Source organism: Paenibacillus sp. fava2 (genome assembly GCF_058313675.1).
In genome coordinates, this window is record NZ_JBZFQH010000002.1 from 80,805 (window position 1) to 98,517 (window position 17,713).

15 protein-coding genes are annotated in these 17,713 nt (G+C 47.8%); 13 read left to right on the forward strand and 2 right to left on the reverse strand.

Annotated features, from left to right (window positions below):
- The first annotated feature begins 133 nt into the window (after nucleotides 1–133).
- The 7 genes from AC4G46_RS32500 (at nucleotide 134) to AC4G46_RS32530 (ending at nucleotide 7,605) form a co-directional block, all read left to right on the forward strand.
- A complete protein-coding gene (locus AC4G46_RS32500; protein WP_491129114.1) occupies nucleotides 134–424 on the forward strand; it encodes a hypothetical protein in 291 nt (96 codons plus the stop codon).
- A complete protein-coding gene (locus AC4G46_RS32505) occupies nucleotides 425–601 on the forward strand; it encodes a hypothetical protein (protein ID WP_491129115.1) in 177 nt (58 codons plus the stop codon).
- Nucleotides 602–1,265: 664 nt separating this feature from the next.
- The gene (locus tag AC4G46_RS32510) at nucleotides 1,266–1,436 is read left to right on the forward strand and encodes a hypothetical protein (protein ID WP_491129116.1); all 171 of its coding nucleotides are present in this window, start codon (nucleotides 1,266–1,268) and stop codon (nucleotides 1,434–1,436) included.
- 1,231 nt (nucleotides 1,437–2,667) lie between these two features.
- A complete protein-coding gene (locus tag AC4G46_RS32515) occupies nucleotides 2,668–3,579 on the forward strand; it encodes a DUF3560 domain-containing protein (RefSeq protein ID WP_491129117.1) in 912 nt (303 codons plus the stop codon).
- A gap of 92 nt (nucleotides 3,580–3,671) precedes the next feature.
- Nucleotides 3,672–4,160, forward strand: a complete 489-nt coding sequence (locus AC4G46_RS32520; protein ID WP_491129118.1) for a hypothetical protein — start codon at nucleotides 3,672–3,674, stop codon at nucleotides 4,158–4,160.
- Nucleotides 4,161–4,844: 684 nt separating this feature from the next.
- Nucleotides 4,845–6,278, forward strand: a complete 1,434-nt coding sequence (locus AC4G46_RS32525; RefSeq protein WP_491129119.1) for a DNA cytosine methyltransferase — start codon at nucleotides 4,845–4,847, stop codon at nucleotides 6,276–6,278.
- A 457-nt stretch (nucleotides 6,279–6,735) separates the two neighbouring features.
- Nucleotides 6,736–7,605, forward strand: coding sequence for a hypothetical protein (locus AC4G46_RS32530; protein ID WP_491129120.1), 870 nt, complete (start codon nucleotides 6,736–6,738; stop codon nucleotides 7,603–7,605).
- 1,429 nt (nucleotides 7,606–9,034) lie between these two features.
- Here AC4G46_RS32530 and AC4G46_RS32535 read toward each other — a convergent pair.
- A complete protein-coding gene (locus AC4G46_RS32535) occupies nucleotides 9,035–10,060 on the reverse strand; it encodes a hypothetical protein (RefSeq protein ID WP_491129121.1) in 1,026 nt (341 codons plus the stop codon).
- Nucleotides 10,061–10,856: 796 nt separating this feature from the next.
- Here AC4G46_RS32535 and AC4G46_RS32540 point away from each other — a divergent pair.
- Genes AC4G46_RS32540 through AC4G46_RS32550 form a run of 3 tightly spaced genes read left to right on the forward strand, consistent with a single transcriptional unit; the run spans nucleotide 10,857 to nucleotide 13,776 of the window.
- Nucleotides 10,857–11,078, forward strand: coding sequence for a hypothetical protein (locus AC4G46_RS32540; RefSeq protein ID WP_491129122.1), 222 nt, complete (start codon nucleotides 10,857–10,859; stop codon nucleotides 11,076–11,078).
- 37 nt (nucleotides 11,079–11,115) lie between these two features.
- A complete protein-coding gene (locus AC4G46_RS32545) occupies nucleotides 11,116–11,970 on the forward strand; it encodes an N-6 DNA methylase (protein WP_491129123.1) in 855 nt (284 codons plus the stop codon).
- Between the two features lie 15 nt (nucleotides 11,971–11,985).
- Complete coding sequence (locus AC4G46_RS32550; protein ID WP_491129124.1) at nucleotides 11,986–13,776, forward strand: DNA cytosine methyltransferase; 1,791 nt, start codon at nucleotides 11,986–11,988, stop codon at nucleotides 13,774–13,776.
- A gap of 20 nt (nucleotides 13,777–13,796) precedes the next feature.
- Here the strand turns inward: AC4G46_RS32550 and AC4G46_RS32555 are convergent, their stop codons facing one another.
- The gene (locus AC4G46_RS32555; protein WP_491129125.1) at nucleotides 13,797–14,192 is read right to left on the reverse strand and encodes a hypothetical protein; all 396 of its coding nucleotides are present in this window, start codon (nucleotides 14,190–14,192) and stop codon (nucleotides 13,797–13,799) included.
- A gap of 306 nt (nucleotides 14,193–14,498) precedes the next feature.
- Between AC4G46_RS32555 and AC4G46_RS32560 the strand changes: the two genes are divergently transcribed.
- The 3 genes from AC4G46_RS32560 to AC4G46_RS32570 all read left to right on the forward strand — a co-directional run bounded on the left by AC4G46_RS32560 (nucleotide 14,499) and on the right by AC4G46_RS32570 (nucleotide 17,699).
- Nucleotides 14,499–15,566, forward strand: coding sequence for an LPD25 domain-containing protein (locus tag AC4G46_RS32560; protein WP_491129126.1), 1,068 nt, complete (start codon nucleotides 14,499–14,501; stop codon nucleotides 15,564–15,566).
- Between the two features lie 766 nt (nucleotides 15,567–16,332).
- Nucleotides 16,333–16,470: a hypothetical protein gene (locus AC4G46_RS32565; protein WP_491129127.1), complete on the forward strand. Its 138-nt coding sequence runs from the start codon at nucleotides 16,333–16,335 to the stop codon at nucleotides 16,468–16,470.
- A 2-nt stretch (nucleotides 16,471–16,472) separates the two neighbouring features.
- On the forward strand, nucleotides 16,473–17,699 hold the full coding sequence (locus AC4G46_RS32570) for a phosphoadenosine phosphosulfate reductase domain-containing protein (protein WP_491129128.1): 1,227 nt from the start codon (nucleotides 16,473–16,475) through the stop codon (nucleotides 17,697–17,699).
- The last annotated feature ends 14 nt before the right edge of the window (nucleotides 17,700–17,713 follow it).

Below are 17,713 nucleotides of genomic sequence, written 5' to 3' on the forward strand. Positions count from 1 at the left end.
ACCGCCTGATGAGGCCCGGGGGATATGGGCCGAAACGCCGGGAGGCGTAGCGGATATCCGCAATGAAAGTACTATTTTTGCCAGGGGAAACAGCTCGGACACCCTAAACAAATTATCACAGGAGGACAAACCTATGAATGAAGACCAAATATTACATGTCATCAGAATTATAGACCATAGCCTCAATTCTGAAACCTACAGCTACGCCGTGATAGCTGCAGACCAGGTGAAGGCCGGGAACCTGGCGATTCAAAAGCATGCCGAAGAATTTGAAACTGATATCAATGAGTTGGAAATTGAAGATGGGGAGTGCTTTGAAATCACCTGTGCTTCAGATGCTTCAGGAAAACTATTCTATATTAATTTGACCGAGTACTGCGCTGCAGGGTGTAGTAATGTGGTTTCGAAAGGTGGGCACTGCTAAATGGAACCACGACAACCAATGAACGATCTGAGCGTGAAAAGCCGTGAGCAGCTGGAGGGCGAACTTCAAAGTTGTAAAAAACAAATATCGAAAGCTATCAGACGATATGAATTTATATATGCAGAAGAACTAAATGAACAACTCAAAAAAATCAAAAAGCAATTATCCATTCTGTAAGCTACACCTGGGGAGGTAAATATACAATGACAGTCCAAAAACAAGCTTATCAATCTGCAGCTCTTCGCGCTTTGAAAATGGCCAAAAAAAGACCGGAAGCGATGCGATTCTATTTCTCCTTCACGAAAAAAATGATACAAGCTTGAAGAAAGGGGGGCGGGAATAAGGGAAGGAGTTTAACATACATCATCAGCTGCAGGTAGGCTGGTGATGTATTTTTTTTACAAAAGAACAGAAAAAAAGTGGGGCCGCCAAAGGAAGCTACCGCCGCGGGGCGGTAGCCTTGATAAAAGCGTGGCCGCAGGCAGCCACACCCGGCGTTGCCGGGAATTGATGTGTCTGCCTGCGGCCGGCGAAGTCAATTCCCCGAAGTAAACCATTCTTAAAAGAGAATAAGGAAGTGAACTGCTATCGCACTTCCCTTTGAAGGATAAAGGTTTAAGACCTTACGCTCCGACCTTACCACTCCGCGCCTTAAACAATGCAAGGCCTGGCCCCCTGCGGGGGTGGGCGAAGTAGCTCGAAGAAGGCCAGGGCAGCCGGACTAGACCGCCCGGCTACACCTTCAATTCAATAGCCCAGCCTTGCATTGACGGCGCTCCGTGGTGCGGACTACGCGTAAGGTAATTCAAATTCTAATTCTAATTCAAAGGAGAATTCAAAAATGGACTACAGTTATGCGTTAGAAGCCATTTCAGAGGCTTCTGGATGGCACACAGACGATTTGATTATGATTGCTGAGTATTCGGATGGTTACGGCTTTCTAGACCGTTCAGGAGTCGAATGGATAGCTAGCCAGAGGTATGGTGAATATGTTGTTTCAGAGTGCGCATAACCGATCAGGGGAACTTCCCTTTTCGGGGAGTTCAAAGGAAGCTACCACCGCGGGGCGGTAGCCTTGAACATGAAGTGGCCTTTAGCAGCCACCCCCGGCTTGCCGGGAACCCTGGTGACTACCTACGGCCGCCGAAGTAATTCATCGAAGTAAACCCTTCTCAAAAGAGAACATAGGAAGCCCGTCAAAGGACGGTCCTATAAGCATTTTTATTTAGAACAGGCATCACCACGCAGCCCAAATCCGCTGCGTGACGATGCCTCACGCTTCATTCTAAAGCGCAATCAATCTATGCCTTTTTTGAAAGAGTCTACAACTTTATTTTCCCAGTCTACAACTTTATTTTTTAAGTCTAATACTTTATTTCCTTAGTCTAATACTTTATTTTCTCCTGGCAGAAAACCTATTTAGCCGTGAAACCCCGCCACCCCGCAAATTCGGAAGCGACCAGCCAGGGAAAGACACCCTGACTGTTCCATTCCGAATTTTTTTTGCGACGCAAGCTCTGCAAAAAGGGGTACCCGGCGGCACGGAAGGGCTAAAGGTCAAAGTCAAAGAGCAAGGCCGGGGACAAGCACCCCGGCCCTTTTTTTGTGGGGGAAATCGAGGAAGGAAAGGCTGACGGGGCGCATCACGCGGCGTTTACGGCGATCTGCATTCTCCTGCCCTTTTCTCCCGCGAACATCCGAAGGCGTAACGTATCCGTCATTTTAGCCAACCACACCGAACCTTGCCGTGCAAGGGCGGCTTTTCTCTTCGAGAACGCCGGCCCTATCGGGCAGACCCTTGCACGGCAAGAACCGGTATGGTTAATCGGGCTATGACGGCTACGTTACACGGATGTTCGCTCCTTGAAAAGTTCATACGAAAGCAGAACGATCGAGTAACACCTTCGTTCTTACCCCTAAAGATTTCCGCTCATTGCCGCTCGGGCTAGCCCGGCAAACGTGGCCGGATGGTAGGGGGGGATCCCGATTCTAACAATCTGTTTTTAATCTATATAAGGGGTGGTTTAGATGAGAAAAAATTGGCGTGTAAACAGTGAGATTCCAACAAATGAATATGCAATTACCCGTGCATTTAGTTCGTATCAGTTGGGTTTGATTTCTCGTGAAGAGTATTGCGAATGTGTGTCCTACCTTCTGTATCTTTAAGGCCTATCTGCCCGGTGTAGTTTCCGGGCAGGGCAGCATACTAAATCAAACACTAACATTGAAAGAAGGAAACCATAATGACTAAACAATATACTTTAAATCTCGAAACTTCAAAAATCGAATTGCAGTTCTCTAAACAAGAGTATCAATCACTTCCAGAGGTTGAGAAAAAATCAATACAAAGAGCATTTCTTTTCTCTGGTTCTCGTTCTGCTTGGGTGTCTCGTTCAACTAAAAATCATTATTCGGCTATCCGTGTAGCTACTCAACTAGGCTTTACAGATGGCGGTAAAACTGGAGAACGCTTGTCCTATGCTGAGCAAGTAGAAAGACAAGTAGAAAAAGCAGAAGCCCGTATTGAGCGCTTAGAAAAATATGCAGACAACGCAGAAATAAGAGCAGAGAACCTGCAATCAGACATTAACAACATGCACGGGGATATTGCATTTTTCACACAACCGATAATCGCAGGTCATGCCGGCAGCCAACGCTTTGCGCGGCGAAGAGAAAAAATGTTTAACCGGTTTAACAAAGGATTCGAAGAGTACCGTAAGAGCGAATATTTCCGCGATAGAGCTATGACTGCTGCACAAACTGCAAGTATGAGTAAATTCAAGAATAGATCCTATTTAAGTAACAGAATTGAAGAATGTCAAAAAAACATCCGAGAATACGAGCGTAGAATTGTTAAAGCAGAAGAGACTCAAAACGAGTCATACATGGAAACTCTATTGGATAAAATCGAAGAAGAATTTGATAAGCTTGCATTTTTACATAATAAATTGGATGAGATTGGAGGCATTCAATTTAATAAAGCAAATTTAAAGGCTGGCTATCTCGTAAAAATCCGTGGCAGCTGGGATACAGTAGTTAAAGCGAATCCAAAGACAGTTGAAGTTAAGCCGGATGTTGTTCCCTATACGCTCAAGTATGCTTATGCAGAAATTCAAGAAATGAAAATTCCAGAGGGATGGACGGGAAAACAATAAATTGAAACTTCTGCCGCCCGGATCTGTTGCGGAAAATTCCGCGCCGGGCGGTGCTCCTACGAATGCGAAGCCTGCACCATGCAGAAAAATATATGAATTCATCGGCAGCATTAACAGCCGATAGAGGAAAGGAAGAAAGACAAATGAATGTTAGGTTTCTATGTCCGCTACATGGCATCCCGATTGTCGGGGAATGGGACGATGCCGGAGAAGTGATGTTTGACCTGGAGGATGCCGAACGAGACGCAGAGCATTACACAGAAGACGAAATCAACGAAGTAGAAGGATGGTGCTCCCGGTACAATTATCGCTATTTTGCTACTTTAGACCGCGCTAATTCCTTTCTCGGAGCGTTCGGCATAAAAGAACGCTGGGAAAGTTGGCAGATCCATAACCGCGAGGATGTAACCTTGGAGGATAAGCAAATGAATAATTATTTTGTCGCTCCAGCGCAGGATTTCAACAGACAAGGGTTTCGCATTTGCTACACAATAAGTCATAACCGGGTTATGTCACTTCCTGAACTTCACGAAACTAGGGAACAGGCAGAGAAAGAATTAGAAAGGATGAGAGGAAAATAATCGCCTGATGATGGCTCCAGCGGAAGAGGGTCGAAAGCTACCGGCATATCAACCAGGCGTTCGACTCCCTCTTATTGGGGGCCTAAAGGAAGCTACCGCCGCGGGGCGGTAGCCTTGAAAATAAAGTGGCCTTCTGCAGCCACCCCCGGCTTTGCCGGGAAACCTGGTGACTACCTACGGCCGGCGAAGTAATTCATCGAAGTAAACCCTTCTTAAAAGAGAATAAAAGCAAGGCCGGAGACAAGCACCCCGGCCCTTTTTTTGTGGGGGGAATCGAAGAAGGACAGGCAAACGGGACGCATCACGCGGTGGTTACGGCGCTCTGCATTCTCCTGCCCTTTTCTCCCGCAAACATCCGAAGGCGTAACGTATCCGTCATTTTAGCCAACCACACCGAACCTTGCCGTGCAAGGGCGGCTTTTCTCTTCGAGAACACCGGCCCTATCGGGCAGACCCTTGCACGGCAAGAACCGGTATGGTTAATCGGGCTATGACGGCTACGTTACACGGATGTTCGCTCCTTGAAAAGTTCATACGAAAGCAGAACGATCGAGTAACACCTTCGTTCTTACCCCTAAAGATTTCCGCTCAAGCCGCTCGGGCTGAGCGGCAAACGATGCCGGATGGTAGGAGGGGATCCATATTCTAATAATCTGTTTTCAATCCACATAAGGAGTGGTTCATATGGCTAAGATTAAACTTATTCGCAATTTATTGACCGGATATCACCGGAAAAGCACACGCATCTTTATTGAGCCTACTGCTTTAGAGGCAGCTGGCTTTAAGGTCGGGGATCAAATCTCACAAACGGTCACCCGTGATGCTGTCATTTTAAGGATTTCCTCTGAGGAAACAAATCACCGTGTTTCTAAACGTAAACGTCCCAGCTGGAGCCACGAACGCCCTTTATTTGAAACGTATGGTCAAGAAATCATGATGGTGCTTTTGCCTCGCAGCCGAGTAGATTTATTAATCAGTGAGGGAATGATCGTAATCCGCGAGGAACATTCCTTCGATCTCTTCTACTGTGAGAAGCCTCAGCTGAAGGGGAACGATTTGCAGAAACTTCGGCTGTATTCCTGTCCCAGCGGTGGAGGAATGGCTACAGCGTCCGCCGTTGATTCCGGATTGTATGAAGCGGTGGGCGGAGCAGATATCTGGCCTGAAGCTATTGATGCATATCTTAATAATTTTCAATTGGGGAGCGCGTACTTAGGTGATCTGACCCGTAAGCACCACGATTATATTCCGCAAGCAGATGTGTGCTGGTTGAGCCCTTCCTGCATAGAGTACACACGAATTGGGAGGATGGCGCAAGGTGTCACGGAGGGGCATGGGCCACACTATGCCCGTATTGTTTTAGCCACTGGAGCCATGGCCGTCATTATCGAACAGGTGCCGGAATATTTCGGTAGCACTTCGTATGCTCATCTGAAAAAGCTGCTGCAGCCATTCTTCCCATACGCCCATGAGAAGGTCATCGATGCTTATGATCTTGGCTCTGTTGCTGGAAGAACACGCGGATATGCAGTTTTGAGCCGAGAAGACATACGTTTCGAATGGCCGAAAATGCCAAAGCTTCCGGAACACCGCCGGAAAACAGTAGGTGAAGTGATCGGCAAGCGCTGGGAAGAAGGGGAATGGAGGGCGATTGAAGGAACGGTGATGTATGGCCTGCTGCATAAGGAAGGAAATAACAACTTCAAGAGCGATAAGAATCATACCTTAGTAGGGCTGGAAAGCAAACGGATTTCAGCCATAGTGGCCAACTACAAGCGGTATCAGGTCACCTCCAGTTATTTCAAGCACCCGAATGATGAAACACTTTGGCGTCCCTTCCGATCCGATGAACTGGCAGCCTTTCTAAACGTTCCTTCATTTTATGAATTTCCGGAATGGATGACAGAAGGCACAAGAACAAAGCTACTTGGTCAAAGCGTGGATTGTAACGTGACTAAAGCAATTCAAATCGAGGTTGGAGTTGCACTAATGGGTCAACGGTATCGACAAATATTGTCTGCCGATCAAGATGAGCCAACCGATGGAAATGTTTATTTCGATGAATATGGACAAGGTGAATTCAACTTCGGGGCAGCGATTGTTGAACAATATTATTAAAACTAGAGGGAGAGTGTTGTTATGTTCAGTCTTACTGGTACTCATTGGATTAGCGTGTTCATTTTTTTGTTTTGTGTAGGTGGGGTTGTGTATTGTATGTGGGATTTGGAACGGGAAAGTAAAGCACAGGAAAAGGCTGGCCAGATAAAAGAACCGGTTAAATCAGTATATATGAGACAGTGCATGTTTATTTATCCCGGGGTAGAACGTAGAGCAGTGACTCGGAGATGAGGAAAACCATTTCTTCAGACATAACAAAAAAACCCTTCGGCTGGAAAGGTTTTTAAGATACTACTTCACACTCGCGGGGGCGATGTGTGTAAGGTGATTATACAAAAAAAGGGGATATTAGACAAGTATGTTGTTCATACCCTCTTAAACATCAGCGCCCGGGACAGTCGAACTGCACCGGGCATTTCTTTAACTATCTATTAACTAATATTGGGAGTGTGTACATATGCAAATCAGTTTTGATATTTTTGATAACGAAGTTTTACTAATGGACGGAGACATGAAAGACCTTCAGCCGGAAGAAATGACGCTTACCATGTTCCTTTCAAATACAGAATGGAGAGCCGTGCTGGATCTTAAGGCGACAGGTGAAAGTAAAGGTAACTATTACATGATACAGCCGGACGGAAAAAAATATGGGTGGGGATGGATCGGAAAATTCCGAGATCCAGATGAGGCAAAACGGAAATTTCATTATACAAATCTTTACTGGGCGGTTTTTAGAGGGAAAGATATTTCTGAGGTAGTACTTGCCGAATATCCCGATCTGCTTAAGAGTTTCCGCAGAATTAACGAATTAATGGCGAAGATCGATACAGGAACAGGGCCCTATGTAGCTGTGACTGTGAATAATCAAACTCGGTATTTTAACAAGCACGATTGTCCAACATACTGCCGGGTAAATATGCGTGAGTTTGTGAAAGATCACGACCTAGTTGAGTTGCTACCTGGTGAATTACCATATGGCAATTTGAAGGACATTTTTGGTTCTGTAGAAGAAACAGCTATCGCAATCGAACGGAAACTAGCTAACTTGATTCCTGATGACAATCGGCCTCATTTAAACCTCCCCAATGAATTGCAGCATGGGTTTAACAACATCAAAGTGTGGATGAGACTCCCAGAGATCATTGACGACAAAGGATTTTGTATTCAATATCAGGAAGTCGAAGGGAATTCCGTGTATTCAGCTGGTTCGTGTATGCCGCGTATGGAGTACTTAATCAACGGTGATCCCGTTAAGATAGGTATCTATCCCTCACAATTGCTCAAATATAAGACGGATGCCGGGGAAGTGATCTGGCATACCGTATAAACATAAAAGAAAGCAGCTCAAATAATAGCTTCACGCGAATTCCGTGTGGGGCTTTTTTAGCAACCTGGATGCAGTCGGCAAGCTGCAGTAGGCACCCCGGCCGTGTAGATCTGGAGCTTTCTGGTCGCGCGCCTGTCGGCGCGGCTCCGGTTTCATCAGCTGAAGGAATGAGCAGCAACCTGGATGCACCCAGCAAACTGCAGGAGTCACCCCGGCCGTGCGGATCTGCAGCGTTCTGGTCGCGCGCCTGCCGGCGCGGCTCCGTTTTCATCAGCTGAAGGAATAAGCAGCAACCTGGATGCACCCGGCAAGCTGCAGGAGGAACGCCGGTCGTGTGGATCTGGAGCTTTCTGGTCGCGCGCCTGCCGGCGCGGCTCCGGTTTCATCAGCTGAAGGAATGAGCAGCAACCTGGATGCACCCAGCAAACTGCAGGAGTCACCCCGGCCGTGCGGATCTGCAGCGTTCTGGTCGCGCGCCTGCCGGCGCGGCTCCGGTTTCACCAGCTGAAGGAATGAGCAGCAACCTGGATGCAGTCGGCAAGCTGCAGGAGGCACCCCGGCCGTGTGGATCTGGAGCTTTCTGGTCGCGCGCCTGCCGGCGCGGCTCCGTTTTCATCAGCTGAAGGAATGAGCAGCAACCTGGATGCACCCAGCAAACTGCAGGAGTCACCCCGGCCGTGCGGATCTGCAGCGTTCTGGTCGCGCGCCTGCCGGCGCGGCTCCGTTTTCATCAGCTGAAGGAATAAGCAGCAACCTGGATGCACCCGGCAAGCTGCAGGAGGAACGCCGGTCGTGTGGATCTGGAGCTTTCTGGTCGCGCGCCTGCCGGCGCGGCTCCGGTTTCATCAGCTGAAGGAATGAGCAGCAACCTGGATGCACCCGGCAAACTGCAGGAGGAACCCCAGCCGTGCGGATCTGGAACTTTCTGGTCGCGCGCCTGTCGGCGCGGCTCCGGTTTCATCAGCTGAAGGAATGAGCAGCAACCTGGATGTACCCGGCAAGCTGCAGGAGGAACCCCGGCCGTACGGATCCGCAGCGCTCTGGTCGCGCGCCGGTCGCCGCGGCTCCGGCACACCGGTCTGAAGGAATGAGCAGCAACCTGGATGCACCCGGCAAGCTGCAGGAGGAACCCCGGCTGTGCGGATCTGCAGCGCTCTGGTCGCGCGCCGGTCGGCGCGGCTCCGGCACACCATTCTTGAAGGAATGAGAAGCACCTTAGAGGTAGCCGGCAAACTGCAGGAGGCCCCCCCCGGTCGTGTGAATCTGCAGGTTTTGGTCGCGCACCTACCGGCGGGCTCCGGCCTCCACCGTCTTACATCGTACAGGCCGCACAGTCCCGTCAATCTTTTGTTCCAATATAAAACCAGCGGCAGCTAGGACTGAAACCCTGTCCATAGCTGCCGCTGGTCTGTTACATATCTGTTTTTACTTATTCTGAAGGTGGATTGTCTACAGATTGTGTTTTTGGCTTGAATTTAGTTGGGTTTAGAGCTATTTGAGAACCAATGACTCCGTGCAGCTTAGTAATATCTGAGTAGTAACTATTCCATTCCAAAAATGTATGTGTGAGTGGGTCTTCCATATTGTTAACATCTACATCTGCATAATCAGTCCACTCTAATGGGTCTTTACTATTTTCCCAGAAGCTCAACCTTTCTCTATTCAATCCTTTCACGGAGTAATTTAGCATGTCTTCAATACTCTCATCTGGGCTTGTAACGTCTCCATTATAGATCTCTGCAGCCTTCATTTTTGCCATTTCATAGTGCGGAAGTGTGCCGGCAAGCCAGAAGTTCAATTCTTCAATTTGTCGGTCGGCTTCGCTTTCAAGGTTTGTGAAGGTACGTATAAGCTCGGAACGCGATGCCTTTAGTTCTACGAAACCAATATAATTCGCTAACCCGTGTATTCTATCGGTCCCCTGGTCGAACTTCACGATGCTTTGATTAAATTTGATTTGCAGGTCTTGTGCTTCACGCATTGCTACATTTAGATCACTTCTTAGGCTCTGTACTTTAGCTACTTCAGCTAGGACGTCATTTTTGAGCATTTTTATTTCTTCATATCGCTGCTCTACTTGATCCACTTTTGAAATGAAGAGTTTTCTCAGGAAATACACGAATATCCCGCCGGATAACGCTAGCACAGCTACTATTAATCCCATCAATGTTAAGAGTGAACTAATATTACCTTCCAGCAGACCGATTCTTGTTTTCTGAGCATTGAGTAATTGCTGGGTAACTTCTTCCTGGGTGAGTGGAGTCCCTTGCTGCTTTATTAATGCCTCAAGATCTTTCTTTGTGACCATATCCGTTTTCAATTCTTCCAGGCTCGTTTGTAGCTGATCGGTCGTTACATTCTGGGGGGCGGTTGCCGCAGTGGCATTTACAGCTGCGGAGAACATGCTGAAGCAAATACAGAGTGCCAGAATCTTACGTCTAAATGGTTTGCTCATGTGACCTCCTAATTTTCTATCTTCTTTTTGATTTCTATACATATGAAACTCCTGGATGCTCTTAATCTGAGAAACAGTATAGTCTGCACCAGCTGGTTATTCAATAGCGACAATGCAGTTCTCGCCCCAGGTGCTCAAGGGTGCTTGATGGTGGTAATTTGAAGTTCATAGTTCTGTGACAATTCAGCCGTGAAACCCCACCACCCCGCAAATTCGAAAGCGACCAGCCAGGGAAAGACGTCCTGACTGTTCCATTCCGAATTTTTTTTGCGCCGCAAGCTCTGCAAAAAGGGGTACCCGGTGGCACGGAAGGGCAAAAGAGGCAGAGAGCAGGAACAAAGCAAAGGGCAAGGCCGGGGACAAGCACCCCGGCCCTTTTTTTGTGGGGGAAATCGAGGAAGGAAAGGCAGACGGGGCGCATCACGCGGCGATTACGGCGATCTGCATTCTCCTGCCCTTTTCTCCCGCGAACATCCGAAGGCGTAACGTATCCGTCATTTTAGCCAACCACACCGAACCTTGCCGTGCAAGGGCGGCTTATCTCTTCGAGAACACCGGCCCTACGGGCAGACCCTTGCACGGCAAGAACCGGTATGGTTAATCGGGCTATGACGGCTACGTTACACGGATGTTCGCTCCTTGAAAAGTTCATACGAAAGCAGAACGATCGAGTAACACCTTCGTTCTTACCCCTAAAGATTTCCGCTCATTGCCGCTCGGGCTAGCCCGGCAAACGTGGCCGGATGGTAGGGGGGATCGACTAAATCAATCAATTTTCCTGAATGGAGTGTTCAATATGGAAAAAACAAAAATTCAGATTAAAAAGGCTGAAACAGCCATTAACCGCAAGCTGATGGAAGAATACATGGAACATGAGATCGACACTTTTGAGTGGTACGTCAATCCGGAAACCGAGGACACCTATTGTTGGAAGTTTTTTATTCCAAGAACGAAGGAAATTTGGATGTTCTCTTATGTCTACTCAAAATCTTCTGTCGTGATAAAAAAGATCCAATAGTGCTGCTTTCCGACTACTAACAACGGAGGTATACAAAATGGCAAAAAGTATTCCCGGGCTTGATGCACACGAAAAGCAGTTCATGGACATTTTTCGTCGGCTCACCTACAAACAACAAAACTGGCAGGTATGGCGTGATTTTGTAACGCTGGCAGCGACATCGATTGTGAACGCGGTACATAAAACGCACTTTGAACATCGTGAAAATATCTATCTTGAAACGATCAGACGGTATGACGCTAAAGAACAGGCATTATTCCCTGAACTCTTTGCCATTGTCGTTAATGCTTTTGAAGCGAATCCAGAGCAGGACTTTCTGGGGGAATTGTTTATGGCGCTAGAGCTGGGGAGCCACTGGAAGGGACAATTTTTCACTCCATACCATGTGTGCAAGCTTATGGCTGAAATCCAGTGTGTGGATCTCAAAGAAAGTGTAGAAGAGAAGGGGCATATTTCGGTTAACGATCCCGCATGTGGGGCAGGAGCGCTACTGATTGCCTTTGCTAATGCTGCGAGAGAACAGGAAGTCAACTACCAGCAGCATGTTCTCTTCGTGGCTCAGGACATTGACCAGACAGCCGCAATGATGTGTTACATTCAGTTATCCTTATTGGGCTGTGCTGGATACGTCATTGTTGGAGATACGCTTTCCCGACCGCCGACAGAGCCTTTGTCCAATTCTTTAGATACCTGGTACACACCGATGTATTTTTCGGATGTATGGCACTGGCGGAGGGTATTAGGGGAGATGAAAGCCCTGAACCGGGTAAAAGATAAACCCGTTTTAGCAGCTGAAGATGTTGAAACTAAGCCTCCGCTCATTGAGCCTAAAAATCAAGTGAATACATCTATAGAGGAAGACGAGTTATGTATTCAACTCACATTATTCTGAAAGGCGGGATAGAACATGATTCAGCAAAAGACAAAACCTAAAACTTCGACTGCCGGACAAAAGAGATTCCATGTAATTACGCAGCCCAATACTCAATTAAAGAATATCCTGTACTGGCAAGGGGTTTACGATCGCGGGGAACGGGAGCTTATCGTTGATAATTTTGCTGGTGGCGGCGGAGCTTCTGCCGGGATCGAGGAAGCTACTGGGGAAAGTGTCGATGTTGCCATAAACCATAACCCGGCAGCCATTGCGATGCATAGGGCTAATCATCCAAATACGATTCATTACTGTGAGAGTGTTTGGAATGTAGACCCGCGAATCATTGCCCTGGGGCGTCCAGTCGGTCTTGTCTGGCTTTCGCCGGACTGTCGGCACTTCTCTAAAGCTAAAGGTGGTACACCCGTTGAAAAGCATATCCGGGGGTTAGCGTGGATCGCAGTCCGTTGGGCTGCGACCGTCAAGCCCCGAGTAATTATTTTGGAGAATGTGGAAGAATTCAAAACCTGGGGGCCGCTCATTAAAAATGAGCAAGGTGAATGGATTCCGGATCCCAATAAAAAAGGTAAGACCTTTAATTCTTTTGTTCATGAGCTGCGGAAGCAAGGCTATGAAGTGGAATGGAAAGAGCTGCGCGCTTGTGATTACGGAGCACCAACAGTGCGGAAACGACTATTCCTGATTGCCCGTTGTGACGGAAAGGCTATTGTATGGCCAGAAGCTACTCATGCGGCTCCCGATTCGTCGGAAGTGCAGAGGGGAGTGCGGCAACCCTGGAAGGCAGCAGAAAGCATTATTGATTGGTCCATTCCCGTAAAGTCCATTTTTGGGCGTAAGAAGCCCCTTGCAGATAATACACTACGCCGAATTTTTAGAGGATTAGACAAATATATCATCCAAGTTGCCGAATCCGGTGAAATGCCATTCCTTGCCCCATATCTGATAAAGGTAAATCATCAAGGGGAACAGTTTAGAGGGCAATCGCTCAAGGATCCTCTGCAGACGATCACAGCAAAAAATGGCTGGGGAATGGTTACCCCTTATATTGTCCGGATTGGCCAAACTGGATTTGGTGGTGATCGGCTCCATTCCGAGGTGACGAAGCCACTGACCACGATAACCAGTAAGGCAGAGCATAATCTGGTTTGTCCAATTATGATTCAAGTCGGATATGGTGAACGAAAAGGTCAGGCTCCCCGGGCATTGGATCTTAAAAAGCCTGTTGGGACTATAACCGCAGGCGGTAACAAATTTGCCGTTGCATTCGCTCGGCTTATGGAAGCTGCGAAGTGTGCTGATTTGGATGCTTCATTTATGCATCCGGTAGAGGGTGAACCGCAGGCTGCAGACTTGGTGACGAGTAATTTGATTAAGCTTCGCGGAACCTGTAAAGATGGCCAAGCGGTAACGGATCCGATGCCAACCATTACGGCCGGGGGGCTGCACATCGCAGAAGTTAGGACGTTCCTGGCTAAATATCTGGGATCGAGTGATGAGGAAGCGCTGGGGCTGATTACTATTCAAGGCGTACTCTATCAAATTATAGATATCGGCTTTCGGATGCTGGAGCCGCATGAACTGTTTGCTGCACAAGGGTTTCCTCCGGAATACATCATTTCCGTTGATGCAGACGGTAATAAATATTCTAAGAAAGAGCAAGTCGCCCGGTGCGGAAATGCTGTTCCACCGCCGTTTTCTAAAGCGCTAGTTAAATCGAATCTCCCCCATCTTTGCGTAGGTGCCGGACGTTCGCTTTCACTGCAGCGATATAATATGGAGCCAGGACAACTTGCATTCTCAATGTAACAAAGATCATCCGAATCTGCTCAATTGAGTAGGTTCTTTTTTTTGCACGGAATTCGCAAAGCAAAGGAAGCCACCGCCCCGGGGCGGTGCCTGCGGATAGAAGCGTGGCCCAAGCGGCCCTCACCGGCAAAAAACGCCGGCTCAATCCACTTGGACCGGGCGAAGTATTTCAGGGATGCTAAACCCTTCTCAAAAGAAAAGAGCTGCAGGGGAGAGCTCGGCCCAGAATTTCCGCTATGCTCCAATACTGGACCACGAAGCAGAGCCGGCATCATGGCTACGCCATCATGCCAAACCCCAAAGATCAAAAGCAGCTGGCGGCCAGCGCGGCCGATATCCGCAGCAGCCGAGCTGCGCTCCTGGTCCTTTTCTCCCGCAAACATCCGAAAACGTAACGTATCCGTCATTTTAGCCAACCATACCGAACCTTGCCGTGCAAGGGCGGCTTATCTCTTCGAGAACACCGGCCCTATCGGGCAGACCCTTGCACGGCAAGAACCGGTATGGTTAATCGGGCTATGACGGCTACGTTACACGGATGTTCGCTCCTTGAAAACTCCCATACGCTCCACCACGATCGACCGCGGCGGAAAGCTGCGCTTTCCACCAGCAAGACCTTTAAAGATTCCGCTCATTGCCGCTCGGGCTAGACCGGCAAACGAGGCCAGATTTGAATTAGGACAATCTATAAATCATCTGCGAATACGAAGGGAATGGTTATTATGACAAAAACAATGCGACCAGAAACGATTAAGAAATCACAGGCTGCAGCAATAGAGGCGATTTGTTTATTGCCTGAGTTTGCAAATATCGGCAATATCCTAGATGCTCATGCAACCGATCCAACCGGATGGGGGCCAGAATACAGCGCTTTGAATGATATGGAGTATCGGCAGCTTCGCCGTGTACTGAAATACGGTTATACGACTGAGGTGGCAATAAACCGGATTTCGATTATCCGGGCAGAGGGTCCAATAGAAGAAACCAGAAAAAAGCATGTTGTTTACGGTTGGGAAGAAGCAAATAAGGTTCTGAAAAGAATGGCCTTCACTGCTCCGGAAGAAGGCTATGATAAAACGGATTTTACCATTGTGTTTACCAATGGAGATATCTATTCTGGAACTTACGATTTAACAAAAAGAGATCGATTCGAGGGTGATTTGTACAAACATGTGGAGGACCATTGCGAATTTTACGCGGGGATTTGTAAAAGCCTGCCTTCTCATATTAAGCCCGAAAAATATCAAGAGATCGTCTATGGATCAACGACCGAGTATTTATTGCTCTTGAATGACTTGATTTATCCAAGTGCAGGTAAAAAATGTATTAGTCCAGAGCTACTTCAACCGATCGAACCCGTAAAGCTTCCTGAGGAAAAAAGATATTTAGGATCACTTTATGATCAGTTGACGCTGCATGTTTCCAAGGACGGTGCAGGCAAAGTGAACTATAGCGTATATCACAGATCCAGCAGCCTTTATTCTACCACTAATCCAGAGTCCCTCAGATCCTGGATGAGGAAAATGAACTTAGAAATTGGAGAAGTGCTTCGAGAGAATACCTATAAAATTTCAGGTTCTTACCGGATCAGTATGATACCAGACCGCTCACTTTACAAGCATTTACCCCAGATTGTGATAAAGATGAACGGGAGTATGGTAAGGGCCTATAAAGAGGTGTCGGAGGACGTTACAGATATTTATGTGGTTATCAATTATCCGGAGAGCTTCCACTTTGACTACAATAAGGCAAGCGGTCAATGGTATTTGAAAAAATTCTTTTGGAATTAATACAGGGCCGGGAAACCGGCCTTTTTTACCGCGTCAAGGAAGCCACCGCCCCGGGGCGGTGCCTGCGGATAGAAGCGTGGCCCAAGCGGCCCTCCCCGGCAAAAACATGCCGGCTCAATCCACTTGGACCGGGCGAAGTATTTCAGGGATGCTAAACCCTTCTCAAAAGAAAAGAGCTGCAGGGGAAAGCTCGGTCCAGAATTTCCGCTGTGCTCCAATACTGGACCACGAAGCAGAGCGGCATCATGGCTACGCCATCATGCCAAACCCCAAAGATCAAAAGCAGCTGGCGGCCAGCGCAGCGACATCCGCAGCAGCCGGGCTGCGCTCCTGGTCGTTTTCACCCGCGAACATCCGAAGGCGTAACGTATCCGTCATTTTAGCCAACCATACCGAACCTTGCCGTGCAAGGGCGGCTTTTCTCTTTGAGAACACCGGCCCTATCGGGCAGACCCTTGCACGGCAAGAACCGGTATGGTTAATCGGGCTATGACGGCTACGTTACACGGATGTTCGCTCCTTGAAAACTCCCATACGCTCCACCACGATCGACCGCGGCGGAAAGCTGCGCTTTCCACCAGCAAGACCTTAAAAGATTCCGCTCATTGCCGCTCGGGCTAGATCGGCAGGCGTGGCCGGATTTTAGGTGGGATCTGAGTATATGCAAGCAGATTGAGGATTTCAAATACAAATCGATTATCAAGCATTTTTACTAACAATAGAGAATTTCTGCTTTATCACTAAATGTATAAGGATGGGGAACAACATGAATACGCGTGAATTAGATGCTCTTTACCCGAAAATGGATACTGGATTGGTTGGGCATATGATAGGGGCAGATGATCCTTATCCTGATGATTTTTGGATTGACTTTGAGCCATTCGCTCAAGACGAGGAAATGTAACAATGCGCCCGGTCATGTCGCTGTTTGAAATTAATGAAAATAATGAACTGGTGGTGAGTTGTAAAGGGCCGACAGGTGAAGGGCATTTTACATTTTCGGTTCCGGAGGGCTATACCCCTTCAGAACGTATGCCGGACTATTCTTACCCGGAATGGATCGGGAAGCTAAGGGCAGCAGCTGCGGCTGGTCAAATCTCCGAGGGGTTAGCTCAAAAAGTCATTTTTAGTTTAGATAGGCTTCCATCCCTTGCCTCTAAACAGAAGGTCTGCATTTCTTTTTCTAATGGGAAGGATAGCGAACTCATTTTTATCATGGCGGCCATGCGGTATCCGAGAAAAAGCATTATGGCCATGTTTGCAGATACCCAAGATGAATGGCCGGAAACATATGCTTTTCAACCAATATTTGAAAAATGGATCAACGTACCGATTACAACCGTTGAATCTGTAGGGATTCACCAATTGTTGCGGCATCGGATGCCGTTTTGGCCAAAAATGGGTGTTCGGCATTGCACTAAGAATTGCAAGATGACTCCGCAGCGTGATTATCTGGATGCTAACGGATTCGATCAGATCCGCAGTGTAGGAGTAGCGAAATTCCGTTCCATGTTTGGTCAGGATCAACTAACCAAAGAGGAACGGCAAGCCTACCGGGAATCCAAGCACAAGGCATTACCGATAGATGTGCGGCATCCTGCCCCCCTCATGCTTTCCGGAGAGCGCTGGGCAGAGTCGGCCAGCCGTTCCTTGTTGCCCTATGAAGAAAAGAATCAAACTATAATGCGGATTACTCAGCGCCCAGCGCTCGAATTTACGATTGAAGAGGTTTGGGAACTGATTTTCTGGATGAAAGCCCCGTACAACAAGGTCTATCATTTTGTAAAGCGTTGTGCTTGCGCAGGCTGCCCGTTTGCTTCCCGAAAGGAAATAGAAACCCTGGGAGAGCATCATCCTCAAATATTGAAGGAGTGGGTGATTACAGAAGAGGTGATCGGACATCCATGGAAAGGCATTGGCTTCAAAAGCATATATCAAGAACTGGTACAGACAAAGCGGCTTGGAAGGATTCAAGGACTTGAAACACAATGTCAGACGAGAAGACTCAATGTTGTGAGAGGTCAAACCTGGTCCGACCACTTTTCTATCGCCCAAAGCTTGACCTTCAAAGATAATGGAGGGAGAGGGACAAATACGAAGGGGGGGAATGACATAAGATCGCAGATCGTTTGACTATCTTATGTCGT